The organism is Pseudomonas arsenicoxydans (assembly GCF_900103875.1).
Lineage (GTDB): Bacteria > Pseudomonadota > Gammaproteobacteria > Pseudomonadales > Pseudomonadaceae > Aquipseudomonas > Aquipseudomonas arsenicoxydans.
Genome location: NZ_LT629705.1, coordinates 6,489,178 through 6,502,878, shown reverse-complemented (window position 1 = coordinate 6,502,878; position 13,701 = coordinate 6,489,178). Strand labels below are relative to the sequence as shown.

The window sequence follows — 13,701 nt, the reverse complement described above, 5'->3', positions numbered from 1 at the left end:
CGCGAAGCGATTGCCCTCCACATGGGCGATGATCGCCTTGGTGATGGTCCGGTAATTGAGCGCGTGATCGATGTCGTTGTCACGCACCGCTTCCTGAGCGGCGTACAGAATGGTCAGGTTGATCAGCACATCCTGCTTGTTGAGGATTTCGTCTTCGTTGATGCCGATGAAGGTCCGCAGGCACAGGTCCTTGACCCGGATGCGTGCCGTTCCTGGTTGAAGTTGTGGCATTGCTACTTGCTCCGTCCAATCAATTGCAGGAACTCCTGGCGGGTGTTGCTCGACTCGCGGAAGGCGCCGAGCATCACCGAGGTGTTCATGGTCGAATTCTGCTTCTCGACGCCGCGCATCATCATGCACATGTGCTTGGCTTCGATGACCACCGCGACACCTGCCGCGCCGGTCACTTGCTGCACTGCATCGGCGATTTGCCGGGTGAGGTTTTCCTGGATTTGCAGCGACGGGCGAACATGTCCACCAACCGCGCAATCTTCGACAGGCCCAGCACCTTGCCGGTCGGAATATAAGCACATGCGCCTTGCCGATGAAGGGCAACATATGATGTTCGCAGAGTGAGTACAGCTCGATGTTGTCGACGATGATCATTTCATCGTTGTCGGACGCGAACAACGCGCCGTTGACGATCTCTTCGACACTTTGCTCATAGCCATGGCAGAGGTACTGCATGGCCTTGGCCGCGCGAGTCGGGGTGTCTTGCAGTCCTTCGCGGTCGGGGTTTCACCGAGGCCGATGAGGATCTCGCGATAGCTCTGGGACAGGGCATTCTGGTGCAGGGATAACGTCATGGAACATCCTCGCGGGGCCGCTTATTTGATGTGCCGCCCGCCGTTGACGGTCAGGGTCGTGCCGGTGACATAAGGGTTGTCGAGCAAATATCGCAGGCTCTGGTAGATCACGTCGCCGCCGGGCTGATGCCCAGCGCGGATTTGGCCAGCGCCTTGGCGCGGTACGGCCGCGTCATCGTCGGGATTGAACATTAGCAGGGCCGGCGCAATGCCGTTGACCTTGATTGTCCGGCGCGTATTCGCGGCGAAGGACAAGGTCAGGCTATCGAGCCCGGCTTTGCTGGCGCAGTAGCCGATATGTTTGCTGCTGCCCTTGCGGGTCACGTCATCGCTGATGTGCACGATGTCGGCCGGGCTTGAGCTTGAAGCAAGTCAGCACAGTGCAGATTGATCAGGTAAGGCGCCAGCATGTGCACGCTGAACATGCGGGTAAATGCTTCGGCATCGGTGTCAGGGGTTTCAGCCAGCCATTCGGAAGCGTTATGAACGATCGCGCGAAGGACGTCGGTGTGGGTTTTCAGTTCGCTGATGAACGCGAGGATTCCCGCGGTGCTGGAGAAGTCGGCAAACACCGCGATCGCGCCCAGGTCGCGTAATGCCTGCACGCCGGGGCGTTCGCTCGGTAGCTGAAGATCACCGGATGGCCATCTTCGAGCAACCGCTGTGCGCAGTGCAGGCCGATACGCTGGCCGGCACCGGTGATGAGGATCGGAGCTGCGGAAGAGGTCATGAACGGCTCGCGTCGCGGTGAGAGCAAAACTATACCAGCGACGGGAGTCGTACACCTACGTGCCTTTGCAGGAGCGGGCGGTCAGGGGTTTTGAGTGGCGGCAACTTGGCCGGCAGTGGACGTGCCGGTGTGCTGTTCAGCCAGTTGGCCAGCAGTCGGGTCGACAGTGGAATAAAGAAGTAGACCATCAGTGGCGTAAGGCACAAGGTGCTGATGAGCACCCGAGGCAGCAGGCTCAGTTCGCCAAGCAATGGCCCCAGCACAAAGTTGAACAGCAATGACACCGGGAAAAACGCCAGCCAGATCGCCACCGCCTGTTTCCAGCGAGGCGGGGCGTTGGCCGACTGCGCCGAACCAGCCTTCGATGCCGCTGACGCGATGCTCTTTAGGGTGCGCAAACAAATCGCTGCCACGTGCCAGCCATGCCGTGCGCGAAGCAGAATGCCCCAGGCGTGCAGGGTGTGCTCGTTGGCAAAGCGGAAAATGATCTGGAATTCGTTATCGTCGGGTGGCGGAGCGAGCACGCCAGAGCCGAGGTAACCGGGAAAGTCAGTCGCCAGTTGTTCGCCTTCGCGCAACCAGACCATCAGGTCCTGATAACGTCCATCGGCGACGCGGCGTGCAACCATCAAGGTGACGGGGGAAGTAGACATTGTGTATCTCCGTATAACGATCGCGGCCCTCCGGATAGGAGTTTCGCCAGGCGCAGCGCCGGGGTGATGGGCTGCGTCTTGAGACAAGCAAGGATTATTCCTGATTGTGTGGATGACACCAATGACATTCGTCGTTTATTAATGAGTTGAATAGTGACAGGGCAGGAGAGTTAGAATGGGATCCAATTTTAACGCGGACGTCGACTATCAATGCCTGTACTGACTGACGTTGGCTCTGCCTCACAGGCGGATCTTTCCCTTCAGCGGGAGGATCTCTTTCCTATTCGTGAGGTGGCGCGCCTGACGGGGATAAACCCGGTCACGTTGCGCGCTTGGGAGCGACGGTACGGGTTGATCCAGCCCACGCGCACCGAAAGCGGGCATCGGCTGTACTCGATGGCCGATATCGAGAAAGTTCGCAGCATCCTGGACTGGATCGATCGCGGCGTCGCCGTCAGCAAGGTCGGCAAGATACTGGCCAAGAGCGAGCCTCTTCAGGTCTTGTCGCATCTAATCCCCAAGGATCTTGTTCAGGCCGACTACATCCAGTGGCAGCAGCAAGTCCAGGCGGCGGTCACGGCCTTTGACGAGGTGCAACTGGAGCACGTCTATGGGCAGATTTTTTCCAGCTATCCCCTGACGGTCGTATTCCAGGACATTTTGCTGGTGGTCTGGAAACATTTGCTTCAACGCCATGAAACGTTCGGGCAAGCCAGTGAATGGCTTTTTCTCGACGGTTTTCTGCGCTCCAGGGTGTTGCAACGATTGCTGTTGGTGCGTGTCATGCAACCGCGACAGATCATCGTCTGTGCCTTGGCCGATCAAGCCCGTGAGCTGGAAATACTGATCACGGCCCTGTACCTGTGCAGCGTCGATTCGGCGATTCAGTTGTTGGCTATCGGCCAGCCATTCGACGAGTTGGCCCTGGTTTGCCAGCGGATCAAGCCCAAGGCACTGGTGCTGGTGTCCAATCATGCGCCGGCAGCCGAGTTGCCTCGACGTTTGAATCGGCTGGCTATGAGTCTGGACTGTCAGCTATTGCTGGCTGGCGACGCGTCGGACCTGGCACAGGAAAGCCTGGCCGGATCGTCGATCGGATGTCTGGGTAATGAGGGGACGGTGATGCGCCAGCGCATGAAACAGTTCCTGGCAGGAAACCTGGATACCTGAGTTTCAGATGTGCAGCGCAGGGTGTGTCAGACGATGCTGTTGAAGGATGTACTGGCGCAGGCGCTCGGTCTCGTCCTTGTCGGTCTGGCTTAGTTCGTAGGCGTAAAACCCTTGTTCTGTTTCACGCTCGAAGGTGCCGCGCAACGCAATGCGTTCATAGCCTGAAGGGCTGAACCACAACGCAAAGTGCTTGGGCGGTTTGGTCTTGTTACGGACCTCCAGCAACACCCCTTTGAACGATATTTCGTGCACCCACATCGTACCGGGTTGGCCCTTGGCATTCTCAAGCGCAACCGGCTCTTCGAGCGTCAGGCGCCACGGACGGATCATCGGCCCGTCTTCGTAAATACTCGGCACCCCCAGGCGTAAATGCAGCGCATGAAACTCGTCTTCCACCAGGTGCAGCGGAAAGGTCATTTGCTGGTTTTCGAAGTTGGCCTGGATGGTGACCTGCTCATGTGCCGCGAGGCGCGTGAGCAAATCACGGATTTGCGAACCACCGTTAACGAGCAGGCTCGACGTCGCATCCCGCACATTGAGCTGCGGGTTGTGTTGCATGGTCTGGATAAAATCCAGCTCATCCTGGGTCAGGAGTGCGTCGCGATGCATGGCTTGCTCGAAAGAAAAAGATACAAATTCATCGGTGATTGTAGTTAATGACACTTAATTCGCCGTTTTGTTTTTACCGTTCGTCGCTTTTTAACGCGGCTAGTTCGGCCTGCAACTGCGCCACTTGCGCTTCCAATTGCGTAACTCGCTGCTGTGCCTTGACCTGAACGGTGACATCTTTCTGTACGCCGACAAAGTAAGTCTGTCCGTCGCTCGGATTTTTCATTGTAGAAAGGGACAGTTCGTTCCAGAACGGCGTGCCGTCCTTGCGGTAGTTCCTCAGAATCTCCCGGCAGGATCCGCCGCTGCTCACTGCCTCGCGAATCGTCGCCAAGGCGTCTTGATCCCGGTCACCTGACTGCAGAAAGCGGCAATCCTGGTAGAGGATTTCTTCGCTCGTGTAACCCGTGAGGCGTTCGAATGCAGGATTCACGTAAATCAGGATGGTGTCCTGGTCGCCCTCTTTTTCGGCAATCACGATGCCGTCATTGGAAGCGTTGATCACCATTTGCAGCAGTTGAGCGTTGATCATCGGAGAATCCTTTCCGTATTGATATGGATTTGCATTCTAAAAGATCAAACGAGCCTGTGCTGTTAATATCTGTGTTTTTACTCTGCTTCAGGATCGATTGATGAAAGTTGCCATCATTTCCGGCTCGGTGTACGGCACGGCTGAAGAAGTTGCCCGCCACGCCGCGGCTATTTTGAATGCCGCGGGTTTTGAGACCTGGCACAACCCGCGCGCGACGATCGCCGAAGTCCAGGCTTTCGGCCCGCAAGCGTTTTTGGCGGTGACCTCAACCACCGGCATGGGCGAGTTGCCGGACAACCTGCAACCCTTGTATTCAACGATCCGTGACCAGTTGCCTGCCGCCTGGCGCGGTTTGCCCGGCGCAGTCATCGGCCTGGGCGATGCGAGTTATGGCGATACCTTCTGCGGTGGCGGCGAGCAGATGCGTGAATTGTTCAGTGAACTTGGCGTGCGCGAAGTGCTGCCCATGCTGCGTCTGGACGCCAGTGAAAGCGTCACCCCGGAAACCGACGCCGAACCTTGGCTGGCTGAGTTCGTCAGCGCGCTGCGGAGCTGACTGGCCGCTCGCGCAACAGGGCGAGCCAGGCTTGCGCGGCTTTGGACAAGTACGCACCCTCACGCCAGATAAAGGCGATGTCCCAGCGCAAATAGCTCGGGGCCTTCAAGGTCAGGCGCACCACGCCTGGCCGCACCAGCCCGCGCGCCACCACGCTGGGCAACAACACCACGCCTTGACCTGCGGCCACCAATGCCGCCAAAAAATCCGCCTGACCGCTGCGCCCGCCTTCCTTGGGGGTAAATCCCAGTTGATGGCAGGCCTGGAGCAATCGGTCGTTGAGCACGAAGCTGCGCTGATACAGCAGAAACGGGGTGTCGGCCAATTCCTCCAATCCGATCACGGTCTTTGTCGCTAGCGGATGATCGGCCGGTAGCAATGCGTCCAGCGGTTCATCGCAGAAGGGTTGAAAGGCAAACTGCGGATCCTTGGGCAAAAGACTGCCGCCGAGCTCCAGCTCACCGCTCAGTACCGCCTGTTCGATGTTCAGGCTGCCGCCCTCAAGCAACTGAATGCTGATGTTCGGATAGCGACGCCGGTACTCGGCAAACAACTCGGCAAACAGCGCATCGCTGCCCAGTAGCGGCAGCCCCAGACGCAGTTCCCCACGTGCCAGTTGGCTTAAGTCATCCAGTTCGCTGAGCAACTCGTTGCGCAGCCGAAGCATGCCTTCAGCCCGTTGCAGGACCACGCTGCCAGCGGCGGTCAGGCGCAACTGCGATCCCAGGCGCTCGAGCAGCGGGGTGCCCAGGCTCTGTTCCAGTTGCGCGACTTGCTTGCTCACCGCGGATTGGCTGAGGTGCAGGGTTTTGGCGGCTTGAGTGAACCCCCCTTGATGCATCACTTCGACGAAGCTGCGTAGCTGTTTGAATTCCATGGGCCTGATTCCTGATTCCAGATTGGAATGGTATCGAGTCTAACAATTCGTTTTGGTGATGGGGGTATGCTCCGTAAAATGAGCCCTTGAGAGGACCGACATCATGCATGCATCAACCCTGAAAAAACTGGCTCGACTGGTGACTGAATTGGCCGTGCTGCTTGGCATTTATCTGCTCGGCTGCGCAATCAGCGCATGGTTTTCCTGGCCGATCCCGGGCGGCGTCATTGGCATGGCATTGTTGCTGCTGGCCTTCGCCATAGGCGGGGTCAAACCGGCGATGTTGCAAATGGGTGCAGGTTTGTTGATGGCCGAGATGCTGTTGTTCTTTATTCCAGCGCTGATGAGCCTTCTCGATTATGGCGGCCTGATGCGCAATGACGGCTGGCGGATTCTGCTGGTGATCGGCATGAGTACGCTGATGGTGATGCTCGTGACGGCGTTTACCGTGGAAGCGGTAGTGCGTTTGAGGAGGCCCCATGAAGCTTGAGCTGATGCCGATGTTCTGGCTGGCCTTCACGCTGCTGGCTTATGTGTTCAGTCGCTGGATCTATCGACGCACCGGGCGTTATCTGTTATCGCCGCTGATTCTGGTTCCGGCGCTGCTGATGGCGCTCGCGGTACCGCTGCATACCGCCTATTCCGAATATTCGAGCGACACCCATTGGCTGATGTGGGTGCTGGGCCCGGTGACTGTCGCGTTTGCCGTGCCGATCTGGCAACAGCGGCAAATGCTGATGCGGCATTGGTCGGCGTTGCTGCTTGGCATGCTGGCGGGCAGTGCGGCGTCCATCGGCACTTCATTCGGTCTGGCCAAGGCGCTGGCGCTGGACAGTTCCGTGACCCTGTCACTGGTGCCACGCTCAATCACCACGCCGTTTGCCATGCCCCTGGCTCATGAGCTCGGCGGTGTTCCGGAACTGACGGCGGTGTTCGTGATGTTCACCGGCGTATTCGGGGCGATGCTCGGCGGCATACTGCTCAAGTGGCTGCCGCTGCGCAGCGCCTTGGCACGGGGCGCGCTGTTTGGCGTTGGCGCGCACGGTGCCGGTGTCAGCCGGGCCCATGAAGTCGGCGGTGAAGAAGGTTCGGTGGCGGGACTTGTCATGGTGCTGACGGGCCTGCTGAATTTGTTTTGCGCACCATTACTGGCGGCAATCCTTTGACATGGATCCAGGTCTTGGCCTGAACTGACTCGTTGGGCCATCAAGCTGGCTGCCAATGCAACTACACGAAATCCCGGGGCTGACTAGACTGCTGAGACGACAGTAAAACAATAAGAACAGGAGGTCCTTGCCGTGAATGTTGCCCCCGTCCAATCACCCCACAATGTCAAAAACCAGGTCAGTGCCGCCGAGTGGCAGACCCGCGTCGACCTGGCTGCCTGCTACCGTCTGGTTGCCGCGCATGGCTGGGATGATCTGATCTTTACGCACATCTCGGCCAAGGTGCCGGGCACCGAAGATTTCCTGATCAACCCGTTCGGGTTGATGTTTCACGAGATCACCGCCTCAAGCCTGGTCAAGGTCGATCAGGCCGGCAACAAGCTGATGGACAGCCCTTACGAAATCAACCCGGCCGGTTACACCATTCACAGCGCCGTGCATGAAGTGCGTCACGATGTGGTCTGTGTACTGCACACCCACACGGCGTCGGGCGTCGCGGTATCGGCGCAAAAACAGGGCATTCTGCCGATCAGTCAGCAGTCGTTGTTTGTGCTGTCCAGCCTGGCGTACCACGCGTACGAAGGCGTTGCGCTGAACCACGAAGAGAAGGCGCGCCTGCAAGCCGACCTTGGCCAAAACAACTTCCTGATGTTGCATAACCACGGTCTGCTGACCTGTGGCGGCACCATCGCCGATACGTTCCTGATGATGTTCACCTTCCAGCGCGCCTGCGATATCCAGGTCATGGCGCAGGGTGGTGGCGCTGAACTGATTGCCATCGAACCGCAGATTCTGGCGGGCGCCAAGGCGATGATCGCCGGCGTTACTAAAAGTGCTCAAGGAATGGGTGGCGCGCTGGCCTGGCCTGCGCTGCTGCGCAAACTCGATCAACAAGACCCGGGTTATAAACTCTAATGCAACTCGCCGAGATCCCCCTGTGTGTCTGGCGTAAACGCGGCCAGACGTTTGTATTTCGTGGCCAGACCATTCGTTACTGGACAGCGGGGCAGGGTGAGCCGCTGTTGCTCATTCATGGCTTCCCGACAGCCAGTTGGGACTGGCATTACCTGTGGCAGCCGCTGGCGCAGCGCTATCGAGTGATTGCCTGCGACATGCTTGGCTTTGGCGATTCCGCCAAACCGGCCAACCATGAATACAGCTTGCTGGAGCAGGCCGATCTGCAGCAGGCCTTGCTCGCACACTTGAATGTCGAACGGCCGGTGCACCTGTTGGCCCATGATTATGGCGACAGCGTGGCCCAGGAGTTGTTGGCGCGGCATTACGAGACCCGCGTGGATATCGCCAGTTGTGTGTTCCTCAACGGTGGCCTGTTTCCTGAAACCCATCGTCCGGTGCTGATGCAAAAACTCTTGCTCAGCCCCTTGGGCTGGATGATCGGGCGAGCCTTTACCCGCGACGGGCTGGTAAAGAGTTTCCGGCAGATATTCGGCTCGAAAACACACCCCAGCGAAAGTGAGATGGATGATTTCTGGAGCTTGATCGACAGCAATCACGGCCCACGAATCATGCACAAACTCATCGCCTACATTCCCGAGCGGCGTGTCCAGCGCGAGCGCTGGGTCGGCGCCATGCAGCGTGGTGAAGTGCCGTTGCGAGTGATTGACGGTGAGGTCGATCCCATTTCCGGTGCGCACATGGTCAAGCGCTATCGGGAACTGATCCCGGACCCGGACACGGTCCTGTTGCCCGACATCGGTCATTACCCGCAATCGGAGGCCCCGGCCCTGGTACTCAAACATTACCTCGAGTTTCGTGATCGGCTGGTTTCACCACCGCTCAAAGTGGCCTGTTCCTGATTATCCCCCAGCCTTATCGAGCACCATTCAGCCCCACCCTTGTTCATTGTGAGCCGCAGCGCCGTGCCTGACACTCGGGCTTATTGTCCTTGGCCTGCTGGAGTTTCCCCATGAATGAGTCTGTGCGCTTCGAAGATAAAGTCGTGATCGTCACCGGTGCAGGCGGCGGCCTGGGCCGTGCGCACGCGCTGCTGTTCGCCAAACAGGGCGCCAGAGTGCTGGTCAACGATCTGGGCGGCTCGGCGCAAGGTGAAGGCGCCAACGCTTCGGCGGCAGACCGCGTCGTGGCAGAAATTCGCGAGGCCGGCGGTATCGCCGAGGCCAACCACGACTCCGTCACCGACGGCGACAAGATCGTCCAGCACGCCCTCGATGCCTTCGGCCGCATCGATGTGGTGGTCAACAACGCCGGGATCCTGCGCGACAAGACCTTCCACAAAATGGATGACGCCGATTGGGACCTGGTTTACCGCGTCCACGTCGAAGGTGCCTACAAAGTCACCCGCGCCGCCTGGCCGCACATGCGCGAGCAAAACTATGGCCGCGTGATCTTTACCGCCTCGACCTCGGGCATCTATGGCAACTTCGGCCAATCCAACTACGGCATGGCCAAACTCGGCCTCTACGGCCTGACCCGCACACTCGCCATCGAAGGCCGCAAGAACAACATCCTGGTCAATGCCATCGCCCCAACCGGCGGCACCCGCATGACCGAAGGCCTGATTCCGCCGCAAGTGTTCGAGCAACTCAAGCCAGAACTGGTGAGCCCGTTGGTGGTGTACTTGGCCAGCGAAACCTGCCAGGAGACTTCCGGGCTGTTTGAAGTCGGCGGCGGCTGGATGGGCAAAGTGCGTTGGGAGCGTAGCCTGGGCGCCGGGTTTGATCCGCGGGAGGGGTTCTCGCCGGAGGATGTGGCGGCGCATTGGCAGCAGATTTGTGATTTCGAAGGCGCAGCGCATCCGAAGGACAACATCGAGGCGCTGAAGGAAATGATGGCGAATTTGCAGAAGTATTCGATTTGACGTTGATGTGTTGCGCAGGGATTTTCAGAGCCCTGCCATGCCCCGGATTGTTCCCCTCGCCACAAAACCATCGCCCATAAAAAAGGCCGCTGCAAACGCAGCGGCCAAAGCAAGACGTTGAATCAAGGAGCTACAAATCAACGTCAGTGTACTCAGGGCGATCAATCGATAAGCATCGATTCATCTGGATTCTGTCAGCGATGATGTGGATTGATCACACGTCATCGCTGCGTGCTTTCTGGCGGTTCACCTTCAAAGCCCGGCAAGAATAAGCCGTTGAGCCCTAAGGAAAAATAGCGATTCGCGACATGCAGTGTTGCAGCCTGAGCAACAGTCCAAACTTTCCCCCCTTCTTTGTAGCAGCCTTTGGTAGTGACTACAGATCAGCGTCCGATCCGTTCATGCATCTGGCTGATAACCCTCCATCCAGCCCATCCATACCCGGCGCAAACCCGCGTCCCATCTGGGCATTCATACTTAAGAGGTACACCGCGAATACCTCCTTGGTGCGCTTATCGCTCCCAACGTGCGGCAGTAGGGTGGGGCCTTCTGTCACTCACCGGGGAAGACGCATGACAAAAACAACAATGCGCGCCATCTTCACGCCGCAAGCGCTGGCCGCTGCGGTTGCCTTGGGTTGCTGTGCCCAGGCGCAGGCTGTTTCATTCAACATTGGCGAAATCGAGGGGTCGTTTGACTCCTCGCTGTCCGTCGGCGCGAGTTGGGGCATGCGCGATGCTGATAAGTCGTTGGTGGGCACTGTCAACGGCGGGACCGGTCAGTCTTCGACCGGTGACGACGGCCGGCTGAACTTCAAGAAGGGCGAAACCTTCTCCAAGATCTTCAAGGGCCTGCATGACCTCGAACTGAAATATGGCGATACCGGCGTGTTCGTCCGCGGCAAGTACTGGTACGACTTCGAGCTCAAGGACGAAGACCGCGAGTTCAAGCCGATCAGTGACAGTGGCCGCAAGGAAGGCGCCAAGTCTTCCGGGGCGGAGCTTCTCGATGCCTTCGTTTATCACAACTATTCCATCGCCGATTTGCCGGGCACCGTGCGCGCGGGCAAGCAGGTGGTCAGTTGGGGTGAAAGTACCTTCATCGGCAACTCGATCAACAGCATCAACCCGATCGACGTCTCCGCGTTCCGTCGGCCAGGTGCCGAGATCAAGGAAGGGCTGATTCCGGTCAACATGCTGTTCGCCTCCCAAGGCCTGACCGATCAGCTCTCGGTGGAAGGTTTCTATCAACTGGAATGGGACCAGACCGTCGTCGACAACTGCGGCACCTTCTTCGGCAACGACGTGGTGGCGGACGGTTGCAACAACAACTACACGGTCGGCAGTCCGGCGATTGCCCCGTTGGCGCCTTTGGCATCGGCCTTCGGTCAACCGATCCAGGTAACCCGCGAAGGCGTGGTCGTTCCCCGTGGCGGCGACCGCGATGCGCGGGATTCCGGGCAGTGGGGCACGGCGTTGCGCTGGCTCGGTGATGACACCGAGTACGGCCTGTACTTCATGAACTACCACAGCCGCACACCGACGGTCGGCACCACCACTGCCAGCCTGTCGACGCTGGCCAGCCTGCCGGGCATGGTGAGTGTGGCCAACCGTCTGGCGCCGGGCAGCGGTTCGGGGCTGGCGCAAAGCGTGATGCTCGGCCGCGGTCAGTACTACCTCGAATACCCGGAAGACATTCGTCTCTACGGCGCGAGTTTCTCCACCACCTTGCCGACCGGCACCGCGTGGAGCGGCGAGATCAGTTATCGCCCGAATGCTCCGGTGCAGGTCAACACCAACGACCTGACCCTGGCCATGGTCAACCCGATTGCCGGCGGCGCCGCGTCACCGATTGCCACCACGCCTGGCGCTGACAACAAAGGCTATCGCCGCAAGGAAATCACCCAGGTCCAGAGCACCCTCACACAGTTCTTCGATCAGGTGTTGGGCGCTCAGCGCTTGACGCTGGTGGGCGAAGCGGCGGTGGTTCACGTCGGTGGTCTGGAACCGTGTAGCCGTCTGCGTTACGGCCGCGACTCGGTCTACGGCCAATACGGTTTTGGCGGCGATACCGACGGTTTCGTCACCTCGACCTCCTGGGGTTACCGCGCCCGGGCGATTCTCGACTATGCCGACGTCTTTGCCGGCGTCAACCTCAAACCCAACCTGTCCTGGTCCCATGACGTCGCGGGCTATGGCCCCAACGGACTGTTCAACGAAGGCGCCAAGGCGGTCAGCGTCGGCGTCGATGCCGACTACCGCAACACCTATACCGCGAGCCTGAGTTACACCGATTTCTTTGGCGGTAACTACAACACCCTGGAAGACCGTGACTTCCTGGCACTGAGCTTCGGCGTGAACTTCTGATTTGGCTGAGAAGGATGAATTCAATGCGCAAGATGATTCTGCAATGCGGCGCCCTGGCCTTGAGCCTGCTGGCTGCCAACGTGATGGCGGCGGTATCGCCGGAAGAAGCGAACAAACTCGGCACCACGCTCACCCCGCTGGGCGCCGAGAAGGCCGGTAACGCTGACGGCTCGATCCCGGCGTGGACCGGTGGTATCCCGAAAAACGCGGGCGCGGTCGACAGCAAAGGCTTCCTGGCTGACCCTTTCGCCAGCGAAAAACCGCTGTTCGTGATCACTCCCGCCAACGTCGACAAGTACAAGGACGAACTCTCGGAAGGCCAGGTTGCGATGTTCAAGCGCTACCCGGAAACCTACAAGATCCCGGTCTACCCGACTCACCGCACCGTGGCCGTACCGCCGGAAATTTACGAATCGGCCAAACGCAGTGCGCTGAACGTGAACAGCATCAACGACGGTAACGGCCTGGCCAACTTCACCGGTAACCGCTACTACGCGTTTCCAATCCCGAAGAATGGCGTGGAAGTGTTGTGGAACCACATCACCCGTTATCACGGCGGCAACCTGCGCCGCATCATCACTCAGGTGACGCCGCAGACCAACGGCAGCTACACGCCGATCCGCTTCGAAGAAGAGATCGCCGTACCGCAACTGATGAAAGACCTGGACCCGGAGAAGGCCGCCAACGTGCTGACCTTCTTCAAGCAGTCGGTGACCGCGCCGGCGCGTCTGGCCGGTAACGTGCTGCTGGTGCACGAAACCCTCGATCAGGTGAAAGAGCCACGCCTGGCCTGGATCTACAATGCCGGACAACGTCGTGTGCGTCGCGCGCCGCAAGTGGCCTACGACGGGCCGGGCACCGCCGCTGATGGTCTGCGCACCTCCGATAACTTCGACATGTTCTCCGGAGCACCGGATCGCTACGACTGGAAACTGGTCGGCAAGAAGGAAATGTACATCCCGTACAACAGTTACAAACTCGATTCGCCGAGCCTCAAGTACGACGACATCGTCAAGGCCGGCCACATCAACCAGGACCTGACCCGCTACGAACTGCACCGCGTCTGGGAGGTGATCGGCACAGTGAAGCCGAGCGAGCGCCACATCTACGCCAAGCGCCACATGTACCTCGACGAAGACAGCTGGCAAGTCGCGCTGGCTGACCATTACGACGGTCGTGGCCAACTGTGGCGAGTGGCCGAAGGTCACGCCCAGTATTACTACGATCACCAAACTCAGGCCTACACGCTTGAAGCGCTCTACGACATCATCGCCGGTCGCTACATTGCGCTGGGGATGAAGAACGAAGAGAAACACAGTTTCGAGTTCGGCTTTGAGGCCAAGTCTGCCGATTACACGCCATCGGCACTGCGGGCGGAGGGCGTCCGGTAAAGGACT

General features: G+C 59.0%; 14 protein-coding genes and 3 pseudogenes. 9 read left to right on the top strand and 8 right to left on the bottom strand.

All coding sequences use genetic code 11. The features are described from left to right. The 5 genes and pseudogenes from BLQ41_RS30390 to BLQ41_RS30375 all read right to left on the bottom strand — a co-directional run. Positions 1–231, bottom strand: a 231-nt coding sequence (locus BLQ41_RS30390) for a FolB domain-containing protein (RefSeq protein ID WP_157695060.1), incomplete at its 3' end; no start/stop codon positions are given. Between the two features lie 2 nt (positions 232–233). After that, positions 234–806 (bottom strand): annotated as a pseudogene (folE, locus tag BLQ41_RS30385) (GTP cyclohydrolase I FolE). A gap of 21 nt (positions 807–827) precedes the next feature. Next, positions 828–1,148, bottom strand: coding sequence for an SDR family oxidoreductase (locus BLQ41_RS31535; RefSeq protein ID WP_408003489.1), 321 nt, complete (start codon positions 1,146–1,148; stop codon positions 828–830). After that, complete coding sequence (locus tag BLQ41_RS31530; protein ID WP_408003488.1) at positions 1,127–1,411, bottom strand: Rossmann-fold NAD(P)-binding domain-containing protein; 285 nt, start codon at positions 1,409–1,411, stop codon at positions 1,127–1,129. The genes BLQ41_RS31535 and BLQ41_RS31530 overlap by 22 nt, the downstream gene beginning before the upstream one ends. 154 nt (positions 1,412–1,565) lie before the next feature. Next, a pseudogene (locus tag BLQ41_RS30375) lies at positions 1,566–2,189 on the bottom strand (antibiotic biosynthesis monooxygenase). A 210-nt stretch (positions 2,190–2,399) separates the two neighbouring features. Between BLQ41_RS30375 and BLQ41_RS30370 the strand changes: the two are divergent. Next, positions 2,400–3,359 carry a MerR family transcriptional regulator gene (locus BLQ41_RS30370; RefSeq protein ID WP_090175402.1) on the top strand — a complete coding sequence of 320 codons (960 nt, stop codon included), beginning with the start codon at positions 2,400–2,402 and terminating at the stop codon, positions 3,357–3,359. Positions 3,360–3,362: 3 nt separating this feature from the next. On the opposite strand, the gene BLQ41_RS30365 is transcribed toward BLQ41_RS30370, so the two are convergent. Both BLQ41_RS30365 and BLQ41_RS30360 read right to left on the bottom strand, forming a co-directional pair. Next, complete coding sequence (locus tag BLQ41_RS30365; RefSeq protein WP_090175400.1) at positions 3,363–3,968, bottom strand: hypothetical protein; 606 nt, start codon at positions 3,966–3,968, stop codon at positions 3,363–3,365. Positions 3,969–4,022: 54 nt separating this feature from the next. Then, positions 4,023–4,500 (bottom strand): annotated as a pseudogene (locus tag BLQ41_RS30360) (PAS domain-containing protein). Positions 4,501–4,600: 100 nt separating this feature from the next. Here BLQ41_RS30360 and BLQ41_RS30355 point away from each other — a divergent pair. Beyond that, positions 4,601–5,056 carry a flavodoxin gene (locus BLQ41_RS30355; RefSeq protein WP_090175399.1) on the top strand — a complete coding sequence of 152 codons (456 nt, stop codon included), beginning with the start codon at positions 4,601–4,603 and terminating at the stop codon, positions 5,054–5,056. Here the strand turns inward: BLQ41_RS30355 and BLQ41_RS30350 are convergent. Continuing rightward, on the bottom strand, positions 5,037–5,933 hold the full coding sequence (locus tag BLQ41_RS30350; protein ID WP_090175398.1) for a LysR family transcriptional regulator: 897 nt from the start codon (positions 5,931–5,933) through the stop codon (positions 5,037–5,039). The genes BLQ41_RS30355 and BLQ41_RS30350 overlap by 20 nt on opposite strands. A gap of 103 nt (positions 5,934–6,036) precedes the next feature. Between BLQ41_RS30350 and BLQ41_RS30345 the strand changes: the two genes are divergently transcribed. The 7 genes from BLQ41_RS30345 to BLQ41_RS30315 all read left to right on the top strand — a co-directional run bounded on the left by BLQ41_RS30345 (position 6,037) and on the right by BLQ41_RS30315 (position 13,695). Next, complete coding sequence (locus BLQ41_RS30345) at positions 6,037–6,423, top strand: CidA/LrgA family protein (protein WP_090175393.1); 387 nt, start codon at positions 6,037–6,039, stop codon at positions 6,421–6,423. Then, positions 6,413–7,099, top strand: coding sequence for an LrgB family protein (locus tag BLQ41_RS30340; protein ID WP_090175391.1), 687 nt, complete (start codon positions 6,413–6,415; stop codon positions 7,097–7,099). The genes BLQ41_RS30345 and BLQ41_RS30340 overlap by 11 nt, the downstream gene beginning before the upstream one ends. Positions 7,100–7,231: 132 nt before the next feature. Next, entirely contained in the window at positions 7,232–8,014 is a 783-nt protein-coding gene (locus BLQ41_RS30335) for a class II aldolase/adducin family protein (protein WP_090175389.1), read from the top strand. Further along, positions 8,014–8,916: an alpha/beta fold hydrolase gene (locus BLQ41_RS30330; RefSeq protein ID WP_090188300.1), complete on the top strand. Its 903-nt coding sequence runs from the start codon at positions 8,014–8,016 to the stop codon at positions 8,914–8,916. The genes BLQ41_RS30335 and BLQ41_RS30330 overlap by 1 nt, the downstream gene beginning before the upstream one ends. Before the next feature lie 110 nt (positions 8,917–9,026). Then, positions 9,027–9,938, top strand: a complete 912-nt coding sequence (locus BLQ41_RS30325) for an SDR family oxidoreductase (RefSeq protein ID WP_090188297.1) — start codon at positions 9,027–9,029, stop codon at positions 9,936–9,938. Between the two features lie 572 nt (positions 9,939–10,510). Further along, complete coding sequence (locus tag BLQ41_RS30320; RefSeq protein WP_090188294.1) at positions 10,511–12,304, top strand: DUF1302 domain-containing protein; 1,794 nt, start codon at positions 10,511–10,513, stop codon at positions 12,302–12,304. A 23-nt stretch (positions 12,305–12,327) separates the two neighbouring features. Further along, the gene (locus tag BLQ41_RS30315; protein ID WP_090188291.1) at positions 12,328–13,695 is read left to right on the top strand and encodes a DUF1329 domain-containing protein; all 1,368 of its coding nucleotides are present in this window, start codon (positions 12,328–12,330) and stop codon (positions 13,693–13,695) included. Positions 13,696–13,701 lie beyond the last annotated feature (6 nt).